The sequence below is a fragment of the Variovorax sp. PAMC28562 genome (assembly GCF_014303735.1).
Classification (GTDB): domain Bacteria; phylum Pseudomonadota; class Gammaproteobacteria; order Burkholderiales; family Burkholderiaceae_C; genus Variovorax.
In genome coordinates this window covers 4576056-4596955 of sequence record NZ_CP060296.1, presented here as the reverse complement: position 1 = coordinate 4596955, position 20900 = coordinate 4576056, and the positions used below count along the sequence as shown (strand labels likewise).

The 20900-nt window shown below is 63.1% G+C and carries 14 protein-coding genes; all 14 read left to right on the top strand.

The window, feature by feature from the left end:
- The 14 genes from H7F36_RS21580 (at position 1) to H7F36_RS21515 (ending at position 20896) form a co-directional block, all read left to right on the top strand.
- Complete coding sequence (locus tag H7F36_RS21580) at positions 1-1902, top strand: TolC family protein (protein ID WP_187052687.1); 1902 nt, start codon at positions 1-3, stop codon at positions 1900-1902.
- Positions 1899-2684 (top strand): efflux RND transporter periplasmic adaptor subunit, encoded by a 786-nt coding sequence (locus H7F36_RS21575; protein WP_187052686.1) that lies wholly within the window; start codon positions 1899-1901, stop codon positions 2682-2684. The genes H7F36_RS21580 and H7F36_RS21575 overlap by 4 nt, the downstream gene beginning before the upstream one ends.
- A gap of 34 nt (positions 2685-2718) precedes the next feature.
- On the top strand, positions 2719-4071 hold the full coding sequence (locus tag H7F36_RS21570; RefSeq protein ID WP_187052685.1) for an efflux RND transporter periplasmic adaptor subunit: 1353 nt from the start codon (positions 2719-2721) through the stop codon (positions 4069-4071).
- Complete coding sequence (locus H7F36_RS21565; protein WP_187052684.1) at positions 4065-6185, top strand: HlyD family efflux transporter periplasmic adaptor subunit; 2121 nt, start codon at positions 4065-4067, stop codon at positions 6183-6185. Before H7F36_RS21570 ends, H7F36_RS21565 begins: the two co-directional genes overlap by 7 nt.
- A gap of 104 nt (positions 6186-6289) precedes the next feature.
- Entirely contained in the window at positions 6290-9160 is a 2871-nt protein-coding gene (locus H7F36_RS21560; RefSeq protein WP_187052683.1) for an aconitate hydratase, read from the top strand.
- Between the two features lie 123 nt (positions 9161-9283).
- Positions 9284-9595, top strand: a complete 312-nt coding sequence (locus tag H7F36_RS21555; RefSeq protein WP_261802431.1) for a ferrous iron transport protein A — start codon at positions 9284-9286, stop codon at positions 9593-9595.
- Positions 9588-11492, top strand: a complete 1905-nt coding sequence (locus tag H7F36_RS21550) for a ferrous iron transporter B (RefSeq protein WP_187052682.1) — start codon at positions 9588-9590, stop codon at positions 11490-11492. Before H7F36_RS21555 ends, H7F36_RS21550 begins: the two co-directional genes overlap by 8 nt.
- Before the next feature lie 15 nt (positions 11493-11507).
- Entirely contained in the window at positions 11508-11759 is a 252-nt protein-coding gene (locus H7F36_RS21545) for a DUF6587 family protein (RefSeq protein ID WP_187052681.1), read from the top strand.
- Between the two features lie 5 nt (positions 11760-11764).
- Positions 11765-12949: an FAD-dependent monooxygenase gene (locus H7F36_RS21540; protein WP_187052680.1), complete on the top strand. Its 1185-nt coding sequence runs from the start codon at positions 11765-11767 to the stop codon at positions 12947-12949.
- A 179-nt stretch (positions 12950-13128) separates the two neighbouring features.
- Complete coding sequence (locus H7F36_RS21535; RefSeq protein WP_187055146.1) at positions 13129-14205, top strand: YhcG family protein; 1077 nt, start codon at positions 13129-13131, stop codon at positions 14203-14205.
- 2 nt (positions 14206-14207) lie between these two features.
- On the top strand, positions 14208-15656 hold the full coding sequence (locus H7F36_RS21530) for a DUF3375 domain-containing protein (protein ID WP_222620411.1): 1449 nt from the start codon (positions 14208-14210) through the stop codon (positions 15654-15656).
- 17 nt (positions 15657-15673) lie between these two features.
- Positions 15674-16360: a DUF4194 domain-containing protein gene (locus H7F36_RS21525; protein WP_187052678.1), complete on the top strand. Its 687-nt coding sequence runs from the start codon at positions 15674-15676 to the stop codon at positions 16358-16360.
- Positions 16353-19727, top strand: a complete 3375-nt coding sequence (locus H7F36_RS21520; protein WP_187052677.1) for an ATP-binding protein — start codon at positions 16353-16355, stop codon at positions 19725-19727. Before H7F36_RS21525 ends, H7F36_RS21520 begins: the two co-directional genes overlap by 8 nt.
- A complete protein-coding gene (locus H7F36_RS21515) occupies positions 19724-20896 on the top strand; it encodes a Wadjet anti-phage system protein JetD domain-containing protein (protein WP_187052676.1) in 1173 nt (390 codons plus the stop codon). The genes H7F36_RS21520 and H7F36_RS21515 overlap by 4 nt, the downstream gene beginning before the upstream one ends.
- Positions 20897-20900 lie beyond the last annotated feature (4 nt).

The window sequence follows — 20900 nt, the reverse complement described above, 5'->3', positions numbered from 1 at the left end:
ATGAACGAAAACAACATCGTGAAGACAACGAAATTTCCGTCGAAACCGACATGGGCCGCACTGGCCGCGGCACTGTGTCTGGCAGGTTGCAGCATGAACCCCGTCAAGGTCACGCCTGAAGAAGTGGCACAACGCGTGCGAAGCGACCAGGAGCAGATGTACAGGGACCAGGTTCCGGTAAGCGGTCGGATCAGCTATTCCGATGCCTTGGCACGGGCGCTCAAATACAACCTCGACTATCGCCTGAAGATGATGGAGACCACGCTGGCGCGCGGCCTGCTCGACGTATCCGCCATGGACATGCTGCCCAAGCTCGTCACCGAAGCCGGCTACAACGACCGCAGCAACGATTCGGGCGGCACCAGCGTCGGCATCGAGGACCGCGTCATCAGCTTGCGGCCGTCGACCTCGGAGACACGTTCGCACTACTACGGCCGCGCCACGCTGTCGTGGAACGCGCTGGATTTCGGCATCAGCTACTTTCGCGCCAAGCAGGCCGGCGACGAGGTCAATATCGCCGACGAGCGCCGCCGCAAGATCCTGCAAAACATCGTGCAGGACGTGCGCAACGCCTACTGGCGCGCACTCGGCGCACAGCGCTTGCTCGCCGATGCCGACCAGCTCGCGACGCGCATCGACGACGCGCTCGGCAAGTCGCGCGAGGCCGAACGCGCCGGCGTACTACCGCCCACGCAAGGCCTGAGCTACCAGCGCGCATTGCTCGATGCGATGTCGTTGGTCAACGCCAAGCGGCAGGAAATGCAGTTCGCCAAGCGCGAGCTGGCAGCCCTCATGAGCCTGCCGCCCGGGACCGAGTTCACGCTGGTCGAGAGCACAGAAGACAGCCTCGCGCCTGCCGCTGTCGACATCGACAAGCTCGAGATCGCGGCCCTCACCAACCGGCCCGAATTGCGCGAAGAAGACTACAAGGCGCGCATCGGTGTGTATGAAACCAGAAAGCAGATCGCGGCCCTGTTTCCGAGCCTCAACCTCTACGCCGGTGCACGGTACGACTCCAACAGTTATCTCTACAACAGCAACTGGTCCGACACCGGTCTGAACCTGTCGATGGACCTGTTTCGACTGGCGTCGATACCCGCGATCAACCGCACCAACGAGGCGCGCCAAAAGACCGACGAGGCTCGCCGCCAGGCGCTGGCAATGGCCGTACTCACCCAGGTGCGGGTGTCGGTCGAACGCTACAAGCTCGCGGTGGTCGACCAGGACCTCGCAGCCGAATCGAGCCGTGTCGACCAGCGACTGTCGAGCGTGTCGCGCGCTGGTGCCAGCAACCGGCTGGAGAGCGAGCTCGAGTCGCTGCGCACCGATTCGCGTGCGCTGGTGTCGCGCTTTCAGCTCGCCACCGCCTATGCCGCGACGCAGGCCGCCTATGGCCGCGTGCTGAACTCGGTCGGCGTCGACCTGCTGCCCGACACCGTCACCGGCACCGACATTCCGACGCTGGCAAAGGCGATCGATGCGAGCCTGCTCGACGGCGAGAAGAGCGTCTTCCTGAGGCCGATGGGCTTGCAGTTGGCGAGCCGCCCGGTGTCGGTGCGCATCGCCGACCTGCCGCGTGGCGTGAACGAAGCGGCGGTGCGTAGCGCGGTCGAGCGCATCGTGGTGCGCAACGAACTCGTGGCCGGGCAGGGCACCGATGCACTGGTGCTGACGCTGAGCTTTCAGCGCATGGAATCGAAAGCGACGATGCGTGCGCAGTGGCGCATGACGCTGACCGACCCGGCCGGCAAGCAATTGCTGCAACAGAACTATGTCAGCTTCCTGCCGAGCGAGGCCAGCGACCGTTCGCTTGGTGCGTTTGCCGAGGCCGCGACGTTGTCGGTCATCGGTGATGTGCGTCGTGCCGCGCGCACCGAGTCGACCGTGGCGCAGCAGCCATGACGGTGTGTCGTTCGGCAAGGCCGGTAAAGCTGGCCGCCGCGCTGGTGCTCTGGATGGGTGGGGTGTGCCTGGGCGCTTGCGCTTTCGCACAGGCGAAGCCGGCTGCGGCGTCGGCCAACGTCGCCCCCGTCCGATTTTTAGTCGTCGCAGCGCACGAGAGCATTCTTTCAGCCTCGGTCGCTGGCCGCATCGCGAAGGTGCCGGTCGGTCTGGGCGACAGCGTGCGCGCCGGTCAGGTCGTGGCGTCGTTTGACTGCGCCGAAGTTCAGGCGCGCCGTGGTGCTGCACGGGCGGAGCACGAGGCAGCCCGCGTGCAGTACGAGGCCAAGCAGAAGCTGCAGGGCCTGCAGTCGGCCGCCGAGGTCGAAGTCGAGCTCGCCGCGGCCAACGTGAACAAAGCGCAAAGCCAGGTCCAGATCTTCGATGCACAAGTGGCGCAGTGCGCCATCGTCGCGCCGTTCGCGGGCAAGGTCGCGCGCGTGCACGTCAAGGTGGGGCAGGGCGTGAACCCGGGTGCACCCGTGATCGAGCTCGTGGGCAGTGGCCCGCTCAAGGCGCGCATGAACGTGCCCTCGCAATGGCTCGCGTGGTTGAAGACGGGCGAAAAGCTCGACGGCAAGGTCGACGAAACCGGTGGTGTCGTCGCCTTGAAGGTCACGCGCATCGCCGCCCGCGTCGATGCGGTGAGCCAGACCGTCGAGATCGAGACCGAACTTGCCAGCACCACCGGTGTGGTGCTGCCCGGCATGAGCGGGCAAGTGCGCGCGCCGTCGGCCTTGTGAGGGCGTGCGCGGGCTGCCCTCCCGGAGATAGTTCGTGACAGACCTTGCGTTTCACGCCCTGGCAGCGAAGGTGCACGCGGCTCCCAGCGCGGCCGACCTCGCCTTCATTTTCTGCAACGAGACCCATGCACTGGCAAGCTACCGGCAAGCGGCGCTGGTCGGATTTTTCGGCGCCCGGCGCACGCGGCTGGCAGCGCATTCGGGCCTGGCCGATATCGACGCCAATTCGCCCTATGCGCTGTGGCTCGCAGACGTGGCCAACCATGTTCGAAAGCAACTCGATGGCTTGCCGGCCAGCGCGCGTGTTCTTGCGTTGTCGCCGGCGATGCTGCCGTCTGCACTGGCCGCGCAGTGGGCCGATTGGATGCCCGACCACGTCTGGGTGATGTCGCTCGCCGGGCCCGATGGCCGGGCACGTGCCGCGCTTTTCCTGGGGCGCGAGACACCTTGGCCAGCCGAGTTCGATGCCGGTGCGCCCGAGTTTCTTTTGCTGCAGGCCGCAGCGATGTACGGCCACGCATGGTGGGCGCTGACCGAGCGGCGCCGATCGGTCGGCACCCTGTGGTCGGGCTTGTGGGCGCGACGCGCATTTCGCTGGGCGCTGATCGCCTTGCCGCTGGCATTGCTGGTGCCGGTCCGCGAATACGCGCTGGTGCCAGCAGAGGTCGTGTCCAACCACAGCCAGGTGATTTCGTCGCCGCGAGAGGGCGTCATCAAGCGCATGGTCGTGAAGCCCAACACGCCGGTCGAAGCCGGCGCGGTGCTGGCCGAACTCGACGACAGCACGCTCTACAACCGACAGGCGGTGGCGCAGGCGGCGCTGGCTTCAGCGCGGGTCGACCTGCTGCAGGCGTCGCAGCGTGCCATCGAGACGCAGGCGGCCAAGGCCGAGCTCAACATCGCCGAAGGCAAGCTGCGCGAGCGCCAGGTCGATGTCGATGCGCTGCAGCGCGAGATGGGCCAGTTGCTCATCAAGGCGCCGAGCGCCGGCGTGTTCGTGTATTCCGACCCGAACGACTGGGCCGGCCGTCCGGTGCAAACCGGCGAGCGCGTCGGCTTGCTCGCCGACCCAACCGTGCTGGGCCTGCAGGCCTGGGCGCCGGTGAACGAAGCCGTCAACCTGAAGCCCGGCGCGGCCATGACGCTCTTCATGCGCGTGGCGCCGCTCGATCCGGTCGAAGCGCGGCTCGACTACGCGGGCTACCAGGTGATCGAGGCGCCCAACGGGGTGGCGAGTTATCTGCTGCGCGGCACGGTCGAAGGCACATCGGCGCAGGCTCGCATCGGCCTGCGGGGCACGGCGCGCATTTCAGGCGACTGGACGGTGCTGGGATACCTGATGTTCCGCCGGCCTTTTGCGGCGGTGCGAGAGTGGTGCGGATGCTGAGCGCGGAGTTGCCGAGCGCTGCGCTCGCGGCCCCGGTGACCCGACCCGCGCCATGGCCCGCATTGCGCGAAGAGTTGCAGATCCACGGGGCCGGATCGAATCGTGACGGCTCACCCGCATGGCACATCTGCGATCCGGTGCGCAACCTGTTCTTTCGCATCGGCTGGCTTGAGTTCGAGATCCTGCAGCGCTGGGAGATGGCTTCTTCAAAAGCCATTGCGCAGGACATCGACGCTTCGACAGCCTTGGCGCCGGTGGCGGACGATGTCGATCAGTTCATCCGTTTCCTGATGCAGCATCAATTGCTACGAACTGCACGCCAGAAGCCGGCGACGCCGCTGTGGCGCTGGTTGCTCAACAACTATCTTTTCATCCGGATTCCGCTGGTGCGGCCAGCGCATTGGCTCGCAGTGGCGATGCCGTGGGTGCGCTGGTTGTTCAGCGGCTGGTTCGTCGGCATCACCGGGCTCGCGGCGCTCACCGGCATCGTGCTTGCGGCGCGCCAGCTCGACGTGGTCGAAGCGAACCTGCGCGGCGCATTGAGCTGGGATGGCGTGGTCGGTTTTGCTTCCGCGCTGGTGTTCTCGAAGCTGTTGCACGAACTGGGGCACGCCATCGTTTCGACACGCCACGGTGTGCGGGTGGGGCACATGGGCGTGGCGCTGCTGGTGATGTGGCCGATGCCGTACACCGACACCGGCGAGAGCTGGAAGCTGGAACGATCGCGTCATCGCTTTGCCATCGCATCCGCCGGCATCGCAGCCGAGCTTGTGCTCGCCGCGTGGTCCACTTTTTTGTGGGCGTTCATGCCCGACGGCAACTTCCGCAACGCGCTGTTCTTTTTGGCGACCACCGCATGGGTGCTGACGCTGCTGGTCAACGCCAGCCCTTTCATGCGCTTCGACGGCTACTACATGCTGACGGACGCGCTGGATTTCCCGGGGTTGCACGAGCGCGCCGGCAAGCAGGCTCGGCGCGTGTTGCGCCGTTGGATTCCCGATTTGCAGGAGCCTTCGAGCGAGGTGCTTACGCCATCGTTCCGGCGCTTCCTGGTGTCGTTCGCATTCGCTACCTGGATCTACAGGTTGGTACTGTTCATCGGCATCGCGGTGGTGGTCTATCACGCCTTCTTCAAGGCGCTGGGCATTTTGCTGTTCGTGGTGGAAATCTCGGTGTTTCTGGGCCGGCCGATCTGCGCGGAGTTGCGCGTGTGGTGGCAGAGGCGGGCCGAGATTCCACGGCGACGCTCGGTGGTGTGTGCACTGCTGAGCGTGGCCTTCGCGCTCGTGCTTTTCCTGCCTTTGTTTTCCGGCATCTCGGCACCTGGTGTGTTGAAGGCGGCGTCGGAGCAGCCGGTGTATTCGCCCTACGCCGCACGGCTGGAGAACATCACCATTCGCAATGGCGCAGCGATCCGCCCCGATGGCGTGCTGGTCGAACTCGACGCGCCGAGTCAGGGAGAAGAACGCGACAAGGCGGTTGCGTTGTCTGCCGCCTATGCGCGCTCGGCACGCGGTGCGCTCGGCATGGTCGAAGACGGCGCTGCGCGACTGGCCGTGGCCGAACAGCTCGCGTCACGCTATGACGCGGAGCGCCGTGCGCGCGAGGCCGAACTGCTGCGCCTGCGCATCGTGGCCACGCGTGACGGCGATGTGCGCGATGTCGACCCTGATCTCCGCGCGGGCACGTGGGTCGGCCCGACGCAGCTGATCGCCATGGTGGTCGACGGGCGCCGCTGGCGCGTCGAAGCGCTGGTGTCGGAGCGCGATCGGCAGCGCTTGTCGGCGGGCGCAAAGGCGGTCGTCATCGTCAAAGGCCGGACGCAGAAGCTCGATGGCACGGTGACCGCCATCGACAACAGCCCCGTCAACCGATTGCCGCACCTGCTGCTTGCACAAGACCACGGCGGACCGATCACCTTGAACCCGACCTCGCCGAAGAAGGACTTGAAGCCGGCGGAGGCGTGGTTTCGGGTGCTTGTCGAAGGCGAGGGCGCTGCACCGGTTGAGGCCGTGCATGAAGTGCGCGTGCATTTCGACGGCACGCATGAAAGCCTGGCGAAAGGCTGGATCGACAGTGCGCTGTCGGTGCTGATTCAGCAGTCGGGCCTTTGAGCGTCTGGGCGGAGCTGATGGGTGCCCCGACTACAACCGTTGACTTCGAAGCCTGCTATCTTTAAAGAACACAAGGTACAACGACCGAACCAAGGAGTTCTTTCATGGCCCACGACGCCGCTCACGCTTTCTCTTCCGCCCTCAAGACGTTCAAAACTGCCTCGGGGAAATCCGGAAAGTTCTGGTCACTGAAGGAACTGGCCAAGGCGTACCCGGGCATCGAAAAACTGCCGGTGTCGATCCGCATCATTCTCGAATCGGTACTGCGCAATTGCGATGGGCAAAAGGTGACCGCCGCGCACATCGCCGAGCTGGCGCACTGGGCGCCCAACGCGGAGCGCACCGACGAAATTCCTTTCGTTGTCACCCGCGTGGTGCTGCAGGACTTTACCGGCGTGCCGCTGCTGGCGGACTTGGCCGCGATGCGCAGTGTGGCCGCGGCGCTCGGCAAATCACCCAAGACCATCGAGCCGCTGGTGCCGGTCGATCTGGTGGTCGACCACTCGGTGATGGTCGACTACTACGGCACGCCCAAGGCGCTCGATCTCAACATGAAGCTGGAGTTCCAACGCAACAACGAGCGCTACCAGTTCATGAAGTGGGGCATGCAGGCCTTCGACACCTTCCGGGTCGTGCCGCCGGGCTTCGGCATCGTGCATCAGGTGAACCTCGAATACTTCGCGCGCGGTGTTTACACAAGCCCGAACGACAAGACCGATGTGCCGGTGTACTACCCCGATTCACTGGTCGGCACCGACAGCCACACCACCATGATCAACGGTATCGGCGTAGTCGGTTGGGGCGTCGGCGGCATCGAGGCCGAGGCCGCCATGCTGGGCCAGCCGGTCTACATGCTGACGCCCGACGTGGTCGGCTTCGAGCTCACCGGCAAGCTGCGCGAAGGCGTGACGGCGACCGACCTGGTGCTCTACGTCACCGCCATTCTTCGCGGCGAAAAAGTGGTCGGCAAGTTCGTCGAGTTCTTCGGCCCCGGTGCGGGTTCGATCGCGGTGCCCGACCGCGCGACCATCGGTAACATGGCGCCCGAATACGGCGCGACGATGGGCTTCTTTCCGGTCGACGAAATGACGGTCGCGTACTTCAAAGGCACCGGCCGCACGGACCAGGAAGTCGAACTGTTCGAGGCCTATTACAAGGCGCAGGGTCTGTTCGGCATGCCAGCGCCGGGCGAGCTCGACTACACCAAGATCGTGCGGCTCGACCTCGGCACGGTCACGCCCAGCCTGGCCGGCCCCAAGCGCCCGCAAGACCGTATCGACCTCGGCCACATGTCCACCAAGTTTTCGGAACTGTTCAGCAAGCCGAACGAAGCCAACGGGTTCAACCAGCCGGCCAACAAATTGAGGATGCGTTATCCGCTGGCACACGAAGGCGTATCGGTGGAAGAAAAAGAGCAGCCGCCGACCAAGGCCGGCGCGCCACGCGAGGTCGTGGAAATGGTGGCCAACCGGTCGACCAAGGCCGCTGCGCATTCCGTGGCGTCGGCCCCCAAAGCGCCAGCCAGCGGCGTGACGATCGGCAATGGCGACGTGTTGATCGCCGCCATTACCTCGTGCACCAACACGTCGAACCCGAGCGTGATGCTGGCGGCCGGCCTGCTTGCCAAGAAGGCGGTACTGGCAGGGCTGACGGTCAAGCCGCATGTGAAGACCTCGTTGGCACCCGGCTCGCGCATCGTGACCGACTACCTGGTCAAGGCCGACCTGCTGCAGTACCTCGAAAAGCTCGGCTTCTACCTGGCCGGCTACGGTTGCACGACCTGCATCGGCAATGCCGGTGATCTGTCGCCCGAGATCAACGAGGTCATCAGCAAGAACGATCTGGTCGGTGCCGCGGTGCTGTCGGGCAATCGCAATTTCGAAGCGCGCATTCATCCGAACCTGAAGGCGAATTTTCTGGCATCGCCGCCGCTCGTGGTGGCTTACGCCATCGCCGGCAACGTGATGGTCGACCTGATGACGCAACCCGTCGGCAAGGGCAAGGGCGGCAAGGACGTGTACCTCGGCGACATCTGGCCGACGATGGCCGAGATCGACGAGAACCTGCGCCACGCGATGGATGCCAAGTCGTTCCGCAAGAACTACGAGCAGATCAAGGAGAACCCCGGCAAGCTGTGGAGCAGCATCAAGGGCGTGAGCGGCCAGGTGTACGACTGGCCCGAGTCGACCTACATCGCAGAGCCGCCGTTCTTCGCCGGCTTCAAGATGAAACCACATGCCGCCGATGCGGGCTTCAAGTCGGCGCGGGTCATGGCGCTGTTCGGCGACTCGATCACCACGGACCACATCTCGCCCGCCGGCTCCATCAAAGAGAGTTCGCCTGCGGGCATCTGGCTCAAGGCCAACGGCGTGAAGAAGGAAGATTTCAACAGCTACGGTTCGCGCCGCGGCAACCACGACGTGATGATGCGCGGCACCTTCGCCAACGTGCGCATCAAGAACCTGATGATTCCGCCGGACGACAAGGGCACGCAGGAAGAGGGCGGCGTGACGCGCTTTCAGCCCGGCAACGAGAAGATGTTCATCTACGACGCGGCGATGAAGTACATCGAGCTGGGGGTGCCGACGGTCGTGTTCGGCGGCGAGGAGTACGGCACGGGGTCATCGCGCGACTGGGCTGCCAAGGGCACGCAGTTGCTGGGCATCAAAGCGGTGATTGCACGCAGCTTCGAGCGCATCCACCGCGCCAACCTGGTCGGCATGGGCGTGCTGCCCTTGCAGTTCCGTGGCGCCGATTCGTGGCAAACGCTTGCGCTCACCGGCGACGAGCGAATCGACGTGGTCATCGGCGGCGAACTCAAGCCGCAGATGGACGTGAAGCTGGTGGTTCATCGGCCCGACAACTCGCACCAGGAGGTCACGGTGCGCCTGCGCATCGACACGCCGATCGAGGTCGATTACTACAAGCACGGCGGCATCTTGCCGTTCGTGTTGAGACAGCTTTTAGCAGCCTGACCGGGGCCTGACGGAGGCCTTAAAACGCGCATTTCACCTCCAGATTTACTGTATCGATAACCGTTCTCTCCACGTTGATCGAGTTTTCGAGAATAATTCTCGTTTTGATCTGTGGATATCCGGGTGACGACAACAACGATTGCTGCGGCATCGGCGGCCGCTTTGCCGTCGAGCGCGCTCAGCCTCGACAAGCTTCCTAGCCATCAATGGGCGACCGTGCTGGACCTGCTGCGCCCGACGGGTGCGGAAGACCGGGAGCTGGTGCTGCGACTGACCGAAATCGGCTTCGTGCCGGGAGAGTCGGTTCGCATCGTGGCCAGTGGCGCGCCCGGGCGTGAGCCACTTGCAGTGCGCCTGGGCCACACGACCTTCGCACTGCGCCGCTACGAGGCCGCCTTCATTCGCGTGACGCCGGGCGCCGAGCACCATGGTTGACGCCGTCATCAGCGGACCCGGCGGCTTCGCGCCCAAAGGCCAGCCGGGTCGCATCGCCTTGCTAGGCAACCCGAACTGCGGCAAGACCGCGCTCTTCAACCTGTTGACGGGCAGTCGCCAGAAGGTCGCCAACTATGCGGGCGTGACGGTCGAGCGCAAGGAAGGCACGCTGCGCACTGCCGCCGGCCGCCGCATCTTCGTGCTTGACCTGCCGGGCGCCTACAGCCTGAATGCGCTGAGTGCCGACGAAGCCGTGACGCGCGACGTCGTCACCGGCCGCAGCAAGGAGGCCTTGCCCGACCTGCTGGTGTGCGTGACCGACGCGACCAATCTGCGGCTCAACCTGCGGCTGGTGCTCGAGGCCAAAAAGCTCGGCTTGCCTATGGTCGTGGCGCTGAACATGGCCGACATGGCGAAGAAGCAGGGCATCACGGTCGATGTAGCTGTGCTGTCGCGCGAACTGGGCGTGCCCGTGATCGAAACGATCGGCGTGCAAAACGACGGTGCCCAGGCATTGCTGGCCGCGCTCGACACGCCCGTGGCGGCGGCCGCGCCGGTGCCTTGGCAAGCACCTGCGCTGGACGATGTGCTGGCAACCCAGCGTGAAGTGCGCCGCATCCTCGGCCTGGCGGTGCGCGAGCCGATGGACAGCCTGGCGACCAGCGACCGCATCGACCGGGTGGTGCTGCACCCGCTGTGGGGCATGTTGGTGCTGGCGGTCACGCTGTTCCTGATGTTCCAGGCCGTGTTCAGCTGGGCCAACGTGCCGATGGACGCTATCAAGGCGGTCACCGAAGCGACCGGGACCTTCGTCAAGACGCACATGGCCGCGGGCCATCTGCAAAGTCTGCTGGCCGATGGCGTGATTGCCGGGGCTGGCAGCGTCATCGTCTTCCTGCCGCAGATCCTGATCCTTTTCCTGTTCATCCTCGCCCTCGAAGACTCCGGCTACCTGCCGCGCGCAGCCTTCCTGCTCGACCGCGTGATGGGCACCGTCGGCCTGTCGGGGCGCTCGTTCATTCCGTTGCTGTCGAGCTTCGCCTGCGCTATTCCGGGCGTGATGGCGACGCGCACCATCAGCAACTGGCGCGACCGCTTGACAACCATCATGATCGCGCCGCTCATGACCTGCTCGGCGCGGCTGCCGGTGTATGCATTGCTCATCGCGGCGTTCATTCCGGAGCGCAGCGTTGCCGGCGTGTTCAACCTGCAGGGCGTGGTGTTGTTCGCGCTGTATGTCTTCGGCATCGTGTCGGCGATGGCGGTGGCGTGGGTCATGAAGCGCTTCAGGGAGAGCGGAGGAAGCCAGTCGCACTCGCCTTTGCTGATGGAGCTTCCGGCCTATCGGTGGCCGAGCATCCGCAATCTGGCGCTGGGTTTGTACGAGCGCGCATGGATCTTCTTGCAACGCGTCGGCACGATCATCCTCACGCTGACCATCCTGCTGTGGTTTCTGTCGACCTTTCCGTCGCCGCCCGATGGTGCGACCGGGCCCGCTATTCAGTACAGCCTGGCCGGCATGATCGGCGGCGGGCTCGAGCACATCTTCGCGCCGATCGGTTTCAACTGGCAAATCTCGATCGCGCTGGTGCCGGGCATGGCGGCGCGTGAGGTGGCTGTCGGTGCGCTCGGCACGGTGTATGCGCTCTCGGCGACCGGCGAAGAAGTTGCGAGCCAGCTGCAGCCGTTGATCGCGCACACCTGGTCGCTGGCGACGGCGTTGTCGTTGCTGGTCTGGTATGTCTTTGCGCCGCAATGCATCTCGACGCTGGCCGCCGTCAAGCGCGAGACGGCCAGCTGGAAATACGTCTGGATCATGGCGGGCTATCTGTTCGCGCTGGCGTATGGCGCATGCTTCATCACATACCGCATCGCGGTGGCCCTTGGTTGGGGCTGAACAGTCGGAGTTGATATGACCCAGAACATCGTCGTCGCATTGATCGTCGCTTTTGCCGCGTTGTATGCGACGTGGCGCTGGATGCCTGCCGGCTGGCGCCGCAGCGCGGCGCAGAAGCTGGCCAGCGGCACGCACCGAGCGGGGCTGGTCAATCAGGCGCGTGCCGACCAGCTCGCGGCATCGCTCGCGAAGAGCTCCGGCTGCGGCGCCTGCGACACCTGTGGTGCTTGCGGCAAGGCCGACGCCAAGCCGCTCACAACGCACTGAGGTCGATGCCCGCGCGCATCCTCGTCGCGGGCGGCGGCATCGGCGGACTGGCCAGCGCGCTGGCGCTGTCGCGTCGAGGCCACCGCATCGAGGTGCTCGAACAGGCCGATGCCTTCCACGAAGTCGGTGCAGGCGTGCAGCTCGGCCCGAACACCACACGACGGCTCCAGGCGCTCGGCCTTGGCGTGCCCCTGGCGGCCATGGCTGCACGCCCGACGACGCTCGTGGTGCGCAGCGCAGGCAGCCATGCCGCCATCGCGAAATTGCCGCTCGGCGAGACGATGCAGGAGCGCTACGGAGCGCCTTACCTTTGCGTGCACCGGGCAGATCTGCACTCGATGCTGGTGGATGCGGTACGCACGCGTGATGCGAGCGACGCTCTCAACGGCGGTGCGCGCATCACCGAGATCGCAACGGGCGACGACATCGTTTGCGTGGCGACCGACGACGCGCGCGCCTGGGAAGGCGATGCGCTCATCGGCGCCGACGGTTTGTGGAGCGTCGTGCGCATGCAGGTCGTGCCCAACGACGTGCCGCCGCGCGCCACTGGTCACACGGCCTGGCGCGCGCTGGTCGAGATGTCGTCGCTGCCGGCTGCGCTGCGCAACGTCGATCGCGTGGATGTCTGGCTCGGGCCGCGGCTGCATGCGGTGGCGTATCCGGTGCGCGGAGGTGCTGCGCTCAACGTGATCGTCGTCGCAGAGTCGGCACCCGCAGGCGACGCGCGCGACTGGGATCAGGCCAGCAGCCTCGACGCCCTGAAGCAAGCCACCGGCAACACGGGCGCAGCATTGCAGGCGCTGCTCGAAGCCATGCCCTCGTGGCGCGCGTGGACCTTGTTCGATCGTGCCCCGCTGACTTCGGCTGGCGACATGGCGGACGGCCGCATCGCCTTGCTCGGCGATGCCGCGCATCCGATGCTGCCTTACCTTGCGCAAGGCGCCGGCATGGCCATCGAAGATGCGATGGCGCTGGCCGATGCGCTGCGCGACGGCGGCGCGCGAGACGTGCCGACCGCCTTCCGCCGCTACGCCGAGGCACGCTGGCAGCGCAACGCACGGGTGCAAGCAAGGGCGCGGCGCAACGGCGACATCTTTCATGCGGTCGGGCCGGTGCGGCTTGGTCGTGACATGGCGATGCGCACTCTGGGCGCGCGTTTGCTTGATCAGCCTTGGCTTTTTGCGGGATGAACGCTGAGAGCGGTGCCAGGGCCGGCTGAACACTTCAAGAAGTGAAGCTCGCGCACATGAACTTGCGCATCGCTTCAGTTGCCGTGCGCGGGGCTTCGGAAGAACCAGTGCATATTCCAGTGCTTGTTCGCTTTATCGCCGTTGAGGCGGCCGTCTGGAAAAGGGTTGAGCACCCGACCATGGAGATTTTTTCTGTGACCCGTTCGAGTCTTCCTTCTGTGAGCAGCGTCCCAAAAGGCTACGCCGAGTGGCTGGTCGAGCTGAAGGCACGTATCGATGGCGCTCAGCGGCGTGCTGCAGTGACTGTGACGCGTGGACTCGTCTTACTCTATTGGCAGATTGGCCGCGACATTCTGGTTCGGCAGGCGGAGCAAGGGTGGGGCGCGAAAGTGATCGAGCGGCTGGCACACGACCTGCGCGTCGCGTTTCCGGACATGAGGGGTCTGTCTCGCGCCAACCTTATGTACATGCGCGCGTTTGCCGAGGCGTGGCCTGAGGATGCAATTGTCCAACAGGCTGTTGGACAATTGCCTTGGGGGCATAACTTGGTTCTGCTGAGCAAGCTGAAAGGCCCCGAGCAGCGTCTGGCCTATGCCCAGCGAGCGGTGAATCAAGGCTGGTCACGCAGTGTCCTCAATATCCACATCGAAACACGCTTGCTTGAACGAGAGGGCAAAGCGGTTACCAATTTTGCGGCGCAGCTGCCGCCAAACGGGTCAGACCTAGCGCAGCAGGCACTCAAAGACCCCTACGTTTTCGATTTTCTCGGCATCGGACAGGAGGCTGGAGAGCGAGAAATCGAAGCGGCGTTGGTCCAGCACGTCTCGCGTTTCTTGTTGGAGCTAGGTGCGGGCTTTGCCTATGTCGGCCGTCAGGTTCCGCTGGAGGTCGGCGGTGACGATTTTTTCATCGATCTATTGTTCTATCACCTGAAGCTGCACTGCTATGTGGTGGTTGAACTCAAAGCCGGTGCGTTCAAGCCCGAGCACGCGGGCCAATTGAACTTTTATCTGACGGCCGTCGATGAGCAGCTCAAATCGGCGCTCGATGCACCAACGATTGGCCTGCTGCTGTGTAAGACCCGGAACCGCGTGGTGGCTGAGTACGCGTTGCGCGACTCCAACAAACCGATCGGCGTCGCGGAGTACCAGCTGGTTGCATCGCTGCCGGAGGAACTGCAGTCGAGTCTGCCGACCATTGAGCAAATCGAGCAGGAACTTGAGCAATACCATGGCCACGGGGACGTTGCCGAGTGAGCATGGACTACGCCACGCTCGACGTGCTGCGGCAACACCATCCGGCGTGGCGCCTCTTGCGCTCGGACTATGCCGTCTTGATCGCCGCCTTTTTGCACCGCGTATTCATTGCTCCCAACGTGCGCGTGATGGCTCAGGCTGACCTGGCCGAAACGCTCGAAGACGAACTGTTCGGTCTGCGCGAGAGGATCGGTGCAGACGCCTTTCCCAAATCTGCGCTCGAGTATCTGAACGACTGGACCGCCAACGACAAAGGGTGGATGCGCAAGTTCTACGCCGCGGGCACAGACGAGCCACAGTTCGATCTGATGCCCGCCACCGAGAAGGCGATCGCCTGGCTCGGCACGCTTGCGGAGCGGAACTTTGTCGGAACCGAGTCGCGCTTGCTGACGCTGTTCGAGTTGCTCAAGCAAATGAGCCAGGGCAGCGAAACCGACCCGGTGGTACGCATTGCCGAACTGCACCGGCGCCGCGACGAAATCGACAGCGATATCGCCAGAGTCATGGGAGGCGACATTCCCGTTCTCGACGACACAGCGCTGAAAGAACGATTCCAGCAATTCACGAGTTTGGCGCGTGAGTTGATGACCGACTTCCGGGAAGTGGAACAGAACTTTCGCGGTCTCGATCGACGTGTGCGCGAGCGCATCACGTTATGGGAAGGCGGCAAAGGAGAGTTGCTAGAACAGATCATGGGTGAACGTGACGCGATTGCCGATTCGGATCAAGGCCGCAGCTTTACGGCGTTCTGGGACTTCTTGCTGTCGAGTCTCAGGCAAGACGAGCTTTCGGTTTTGCTGGAGCGCGTGTTGACGTTGCCCGCCGTCGCAGAACTCAAACCCGACGTGCGTACGCGTCGTGTGCACTACGACTGGATCGAGGCGGGCGAACACACGCAACGCACTGTCGCGCAACTCTCGCAGCAATTGCGCCGCTTTCTCGACGATCAGGCCTGGCTGGAAAATCGCAGGATCATGGACATCCTGCGCGGCATCGAGTCCAAGGCGCTAACGCTTCGCGAAGCGCCTCTCCCCGGCGAAGTGATGCGCATTGCAAGCACCTCGGTCAATATCGAACTGCCGATGGAGCGGCCACTCTATGCACCGGCGCTCAAGCCCAGGATCGCCGACGTTGCACTGGACACGGGTAAGTCCGACGGCGATGCCGCAGCGCTTTTCTCGCAAGTGGTGGTCGACAAGGCACAGCTGGAACGGCATGTGCGAAAGGCTTTGCAAGAGCGCACTCAAGTGACATTGAAAGAGGTGACGCAGATGCATCCACTGCACCACGGACTCGCGGAACTCGTGGCCTATTTGCAGTTGGCGGATGAAACCTTCGGCGCCGTCGTCGACGAAACAAACGAGGATCTGATCGTCTGGAACAGCATGGGGCGCGACGCGCTTTCGCATCCGCGGCGGGCACGTCTGCCACGCGTGATTTTCGTTCGATAGCGTGAAGGCATAAAGCGATGGATGAGGATGAGGATGAGGATGTCAAGGCAAAGTCAGTACCAACCGCCAGTGCTCCCGAGCCTGATCTGTCGGCGCTGGTCGTTCCGCTCCTGAAGGGGGTCATCTACCGCGAAGCTGCCGCAAATTTGTGGAGTGCGCTCTACGGCTTGCAGTTTCGGGTTCGCGACTATGTCGCTGTGCTGGGGCTGGAATTGGTGCTGGACGAAGCGGAGGGCTATGCCTTCTTGCGGTCGCGCACGCCGCTTGCCGACGATGCGGATGACGCGTCCGCGGCACCATTGCCGCGGTTGATCACAAGGCGGCCATTGGGCTTGATGGTCAGTTTGCTGCTGGCGCTGTTGCGCAAAAAACTGGCCGAGTTCGACGCCGGTGGCGGTGAAACCCGACTGATTCTTTCGCGTGACCAGATCGTTGAAATGACCAGGGTATTTTTGCCCGACAACAGCAACGAGTCGAGGGTGGTAGATCAGATCGAGACGCATCTTGGAAAGATCGTCGACCTCGGCTTCTTGCGAAAGCTGAAGCCAGCCGCCGGTGCACCAAGCGGGCAAGCGCCATCGTTCGAGGTTCGGCGCATTCTCAAGGCCTTTGTCGATGCGCAATGGCTGTCCGAGTTCGACGCGAAGCTCGAGTCTTACCGCGTGCAGTTGCATGTCGGCATCGATGGCGTTGCCGATGACTGAACATTTGACAGGCAACCTGGACTTCGCGACCGATGACGCACTCTCCGGTTTTCGCTTGCAGAGGCTTGAAGTTTTCAACTGGGGCACCTTCGACGCACGCGTATGGGTGCTTCACCCCGGCGGTCGAAATGCTCTGCTAACTGGCGACATCGGCTCGGGAAAATCGACCCTGGTGGATGCGGTGACGACGCTGTTGGTGCCCGCGCATCGCATTGCCTACAACAAGGCGGCGGGTGCCGACAACAAAGAGCGCACGCTGCGTTCCTATGTGCTCGGTCACTACAAATCCGAGCGCAACGAGGTGAGTGGCGCGGCCAAGCCGGTAGCGCTGCGCGACCACAACGGCTACAGCGTCATTCTTGGCGTGTTCCACAACGCTGGCTATGACCAGACCGTCACCATCGCGCAGGTGTTCTGGATGAAGGATGCGCAGGGCCAGCCTGCGCGCTTCTTCGTGGGGGCGGAACGCGACCTCTCCATAGCTGCCGACTTTGCCAACTTCGGAACAGACATCCCCGCGTTGCGAAAAAAGCTTCGTACTGCCGGCGCTGAGTTGTTTGATGGCTTTCCGCCGTATGGCGCCTGGTTTCGCCGCCGCTTCGGAATCGAAAACGAGCAGGCGCTCGAACTGTTTCACCAGACCGTGTCGATGAAGTCGGTCGGCAATCTGACCGACTTTGTGCGCAGTCACATGCTGGAGCCGTTCGATGTGGTGCCACGCATCGTGGCATTGATCGGCCACTTCGATGACTTGAACCGCGCGCACGAAGCGGTGCTCAAGGCGAAGCGCCAAGTCGAGCTGCTGACGCCGCTGGTCGCCGATTGCGACCGCCATGCGTTGCTGGTCGTGCGCGCCGATGAACTGCGGCGTTGTCGCGAGGCACTCAGACCGTACTTCGCCGGCCTGAAGCTTGATTTGCTCGACACGCGCATCAATCTGTTGAACGAGGAATGGGAACGGTACAACGATCAAGTGGAGCTCAGCGAAATTGCTCGCGATGCGCACTACGAACAGGAACTGACACTTCGACAAAGCATTTCCATGAACGGCGGAGACCGTCTCGGTCAGCTCGAAAGAGCGATCCACGTTTGGCAGATCGACTTGGAGAAACGACGCATCAAGGCGACCAATTACAACCAGCTTGCGCGATCTGTCGGTTTGCTTCAGATGAGTTCCGCTGCCGACTTTCTGGTGCAGCGTCAGAACCTGGAGGGCATGAAGCAAGCGGCGCAGGATCGCGAAAGCGAACTGCAGCACGACGCTACCGAAAACGGCGTGACTATGCGACAGGGCAAGGCGGAGCACGCCGCGCTGACAGGCGAGATCCGAAGCCTGCGGGCTAGGCGCAGCAATATCCCGGCGGACCAGATCGCTATGCGCGGTGCGTTGTGTCAGGCGCTCGGACTCGCTGCCGATGCGATGCCCTTCGCCGGCGAACTCTTGCAAGTGCGGGACGACGAGCTTGATTGGGAGGGCGCGGCCGAGCGCCTGTTGAGGAGCTTTGGCCTGTCGCTGCTGGTGTCGGACAAGAATTACGCGGACGTGACCGAATGGGTCGACAAGACTCATCTTCGGGGCCGCATCGTTTACTTTCGCGTGCGCAGTGGCCCGCGTGGTGACCTGCATGGGCTTCATCGGGATTCATTGGCGCGCAAGGTGTCGATCAAGCCGGACTCTCCGTTCTACGATTGGATTGAACGCGAAATTGCGCACCGCTTTGATGTGGCGTGCTGCGCCACACAGGAGCAATTTCGCCGCGAGACACATGCGATCACCCGTGCCGGGCAGATCAAGGCCAAAGGCGAGCGTCACGAGAAGGATGACCGTCATCGCCTGGACGACCGCAGTCGTTATGTGCTCGGGTGGACCAATGCCGCCAAGATTGCCGCACTGGAGACCAAGGCCCGGCAGATGGAGAGTGAACTGGCGGATCTTGGCGGTCGCATTGCCGCCATTCAGATCGAACAGAATAGCTTGAGAGAGCGATCCAACGCCTTGTCGAAGCTCGACGTGTATGCTGAATTTGTCGAGCTCGATTGGCAATCCGTCGCGACTGAAGTATCCCGGTTGCAGGACCAGAAAGAAGAGATCGAGGCGGCTTCGGATGTGCTGAAAACGTTGACTGGCCAACTGGACGCACTCGTGGTTCAGATGCAGAACAAGGAAGTCGAGCTACAGAAGCAGCGCGACAAGCGATCGAAGACCGAGGAGAAGAGAGACACCGCCTTTGGCCAGCGCGTGCAAACCCGGACTACGCTGGAGGAGCCGGATTTCTCAGTGCATGCGGCCTGCTTCAAGAAATTGGATTCGTTGCGCGCGGAAACACCGGGTGAGCATCAATTGACGATCGAGTCTTGCGAAAACTCCGAGCGCAACCTGCGCGACGGGTTGCAGAGCGAGATCGATGCCGAAGGCCTCAAAGCCAAACGACTGCGCGACAAAGTCATTCAGGCCATGGCGGCATACAAGGAAGCCTACAAACTCGAAACCGCCGAGGTGGACGCCAGCGTCGAGGCGGCATTCGAGTACCAGGAGATGCTGCGGAGCCTGCAAGCGGACGGACTGCCCCGCTTCGAGGCGCGCTTCAAGGAATTGCTCAACGAGAACACGATTCGTGAGGTCGCCACCTTTAACGCGCAGTTGGAGCGTGAGCGCAAGACCATCAAGGAGCGCATCGCCCGCATCAACGAGTCGCTGACGCAGATCGACTACAACGCTGGGCGTTATATCGTGCTCGAAGCGCAAGCCACACCCGATGCAGACGTTCGGGATTTCCAGACTGAACTGCGCGCCTGCACGGACGGCACGGTGACGGGGTCCGACGATGCCCAGTATTCGGAGGCCAAGTTTTTGCAGGTTAGACGGATCATCGAACGCTTTCGGGGGCGCGAGGGGTTGTCGGAGCAAGACCGCCGCTGGACCGGCAAGGTAACGGACGTGCGCAGCTGGTTTGTGTTCGCCGCGAGCGAGCGTTGGCGCGAAAGCGACGCCGAGCACGAGCACTATTCCGATTCGGGTGGCAAGTCAGGCGGTCAGAAAGAAAAGTTGGCCTACACGATCCTGGCTGCGAGCCTGGCCTATCAGTTCGGTTTGGAGTGGGGCGCGGTGCGATCCAAAACTTTTCGATTTGTAGTGATCGACGAGGCCTTCGGTCGCGGTTCCGACGAGTCCGCCCAATATGGCTTGAGACTGTTTGCACAACTCAACTTGCAGTTGTTGATCGTGACGCCACTGCAGAAGATCCACATCATCGAACCCTTTGTTTCCAGCGTGGGCTTCGTACACAACGAAGAGGGTCGCGCGTCGCGGCTGCGAAACCTCTCCATCGAGGAATATCAGGTCGAGAAAGCGAAGGCGGCAGGATGAGTTGGACGCAGCCAGCCGATTTGAATTTGCAGTTGCTCAAGCTGTGGGAGCGTGGTGATCTGCTCGCCAGCATCGTCACAGGAACACCGCTCTTCCCGAGACGACTGATGCTCAAAACCCCGACATCTGCGGAAATGACAGATAAGTTCGATGAAGTGCGTAACTGGAGTCGGGAAGTTCGCGCGTCGGACTACAGGATCGTGATGCGAGACTTCAGACACCGGGTGCTGGGTGCGAACGCGGTACCGGAAGAGGCATGGATCGACACGTTGGAAGACGCGCTGAAGCTCATCGGCAAACTGCAAGAAAGCCTGCGCTTCATCGCGTTGGTCGATGCCACACGCGAACACCAACCGCAGTTGCTGGCCTGGCTCGCAAGGCGACCGCTGCGGGCGCTGGAGCTGTCGACCGAGTGGTCACGGCTGTTGGCTATCGTGGCCTGGCTGCGAGCAAATCCGCGGCCAGACGTGTATCTGCGTCAGCTCGACATTGCCGGTGTTCACACCAAATTCATCGAGGCGCATCGGGCCGTGCTTGCCGAGTGTCTGGATCTCGTGCTGCCGCCTGAAGCCGTGAATATGACGGCTTCCGGCTTGAACGCATTCGCTTTGCGCTATGGCTTTCGCGACAAGCCACTTCGCGTCAGGTTTCGATTATTCGACTCGACGCGTGCCATGGGTGATCCGGCGCCGGCGCAAGACATCACACTGGATGCGGGCAGCTTCAGTCGGCTCGACCTCGGCCTGTCGCGGGTGTTCGTGACGGAGAACGAGATCAACTTTCTGTCGTTTCCACTCACCGAGCGCAGCATGGTGATTTTTGGTGCTGGCTATGGCTTCGAGATGTTGGCCCAGGCGGAGTGGCTAACAGGAATTCCGGTCTATTACTGGGGCGATATCGACACCCATGGCTTTGCCATCCTCGATCAATTGCGCGCTCGACTCAAGCATGTCGAGTCGTTTTTGATGGACCGCGCGACCCTGATGGCCTTCGAATCGCAGTGGGGCGACGAGCGCGCGCAAACGCTACGTGACTTGCCGCGATTGAGGCCGGAGGAGAAAGCGCTCTACGACGATCTGCGCGACAACCGTATTCGTCAAGGCTTGCGCCTCGAGCAAGAGCGAATAGGGTTCTCTTGGGTTGAGGGCACTTTGGCAGCGTTGGATTGACCAA

What these genes read in the sequence shown, in the direction of transcription:
- H7F36_RS21535 (WP_187055146.1), top strand. Translation starts at nt 13,129, where the DNA reads ATGGAGATTTTTTCTGTGACCCGTTCGAGTCTTCCTTCTGTGAGCAGC.
- H7F36_RS21530 (WP_222620411.1), top strand. Translation starts at nt 14,208, where the DNA reads ATGGACTACGCCACGCTCGACGTGCTGCGGCAACACCATCCGGCGTGG.
- H7F36_RS21550 (WP_187052682.1), top strand. Translation starts at nt 9,588, where the DNA reads ATGGTTGACGCCGTCATCAGCGGACCCGGCGGCTTCGCGCCCAAAGGC.
- H7F36_RS21515 (WP_187052676.1), top strand. Translation starts at nt 19,724, where the DNA reads ATGAGTTGGACGCAGCCAGCCGATTTGAATTTGCAGTTGCTCAAGCTG.
- H7F36_RS21545 (WP_187052681.1), top strand. Translation starts at nt 11,508, where the DNA reads ATGACCCAGAACATCGTCGTCGCATTGATCGTCGCTTTTGCCGCGTTG.
- H7F36_RS21525 (WP_187052678.1), top strand. Translation starts at nt 15,674, where the DNA reads ATGGATGAGGATGAGGATGAGGATGTCAAGGCAAAGTCAGTACCAACC.
- H7F36_RS21575 (WP_187052686.1), top strand. Translation starts at nt 1,899, where the DNA reads ATGACGGTGTGTCGTTCGGCAAGGCCGGTAAAGCTGGCCGCCGCGCTG.
- H7F36_RS21520 (WP_187052677.1), top strand. Translation starts at nt 16,353, where the DNA reads ATGACTGAACATTTGACAGGCAACCTGGACTTCGCGACCGATGACGCA.
- H7F36_RS21565 (WP_187052684.1), top strand. Translation starts at nt 4,065, where the DNA reads ATGCTGAGCGCGGAGTTGCCGAGCGCTGCGCTCGCGGCCCCGGTGACC.
- H7F36_RS21560 (WP_187052683.1), top strand. Translation starts at nt 6,290, where the DNA reads ATGGCCCACGACGCCGCTCACGCTTTCTCTTCCGCCCTCAAGACGTTC.
- H7F36_RS21540 (WP_187052680.1), top strand. Translation starts at nt 11,765, where the DNA reads ATGCCCGCGCGCATCCTCGTCGCGGGCGGCGGCATCGGCGGACTGGCC.
- H7F36_RS21580 (WP_187052687.1), top strand. Translation starts at nt 1, where the DNA reads ATGAACGAAAACAACATCGTGAAGACAACGAAATTTCCGTCGAAACCG.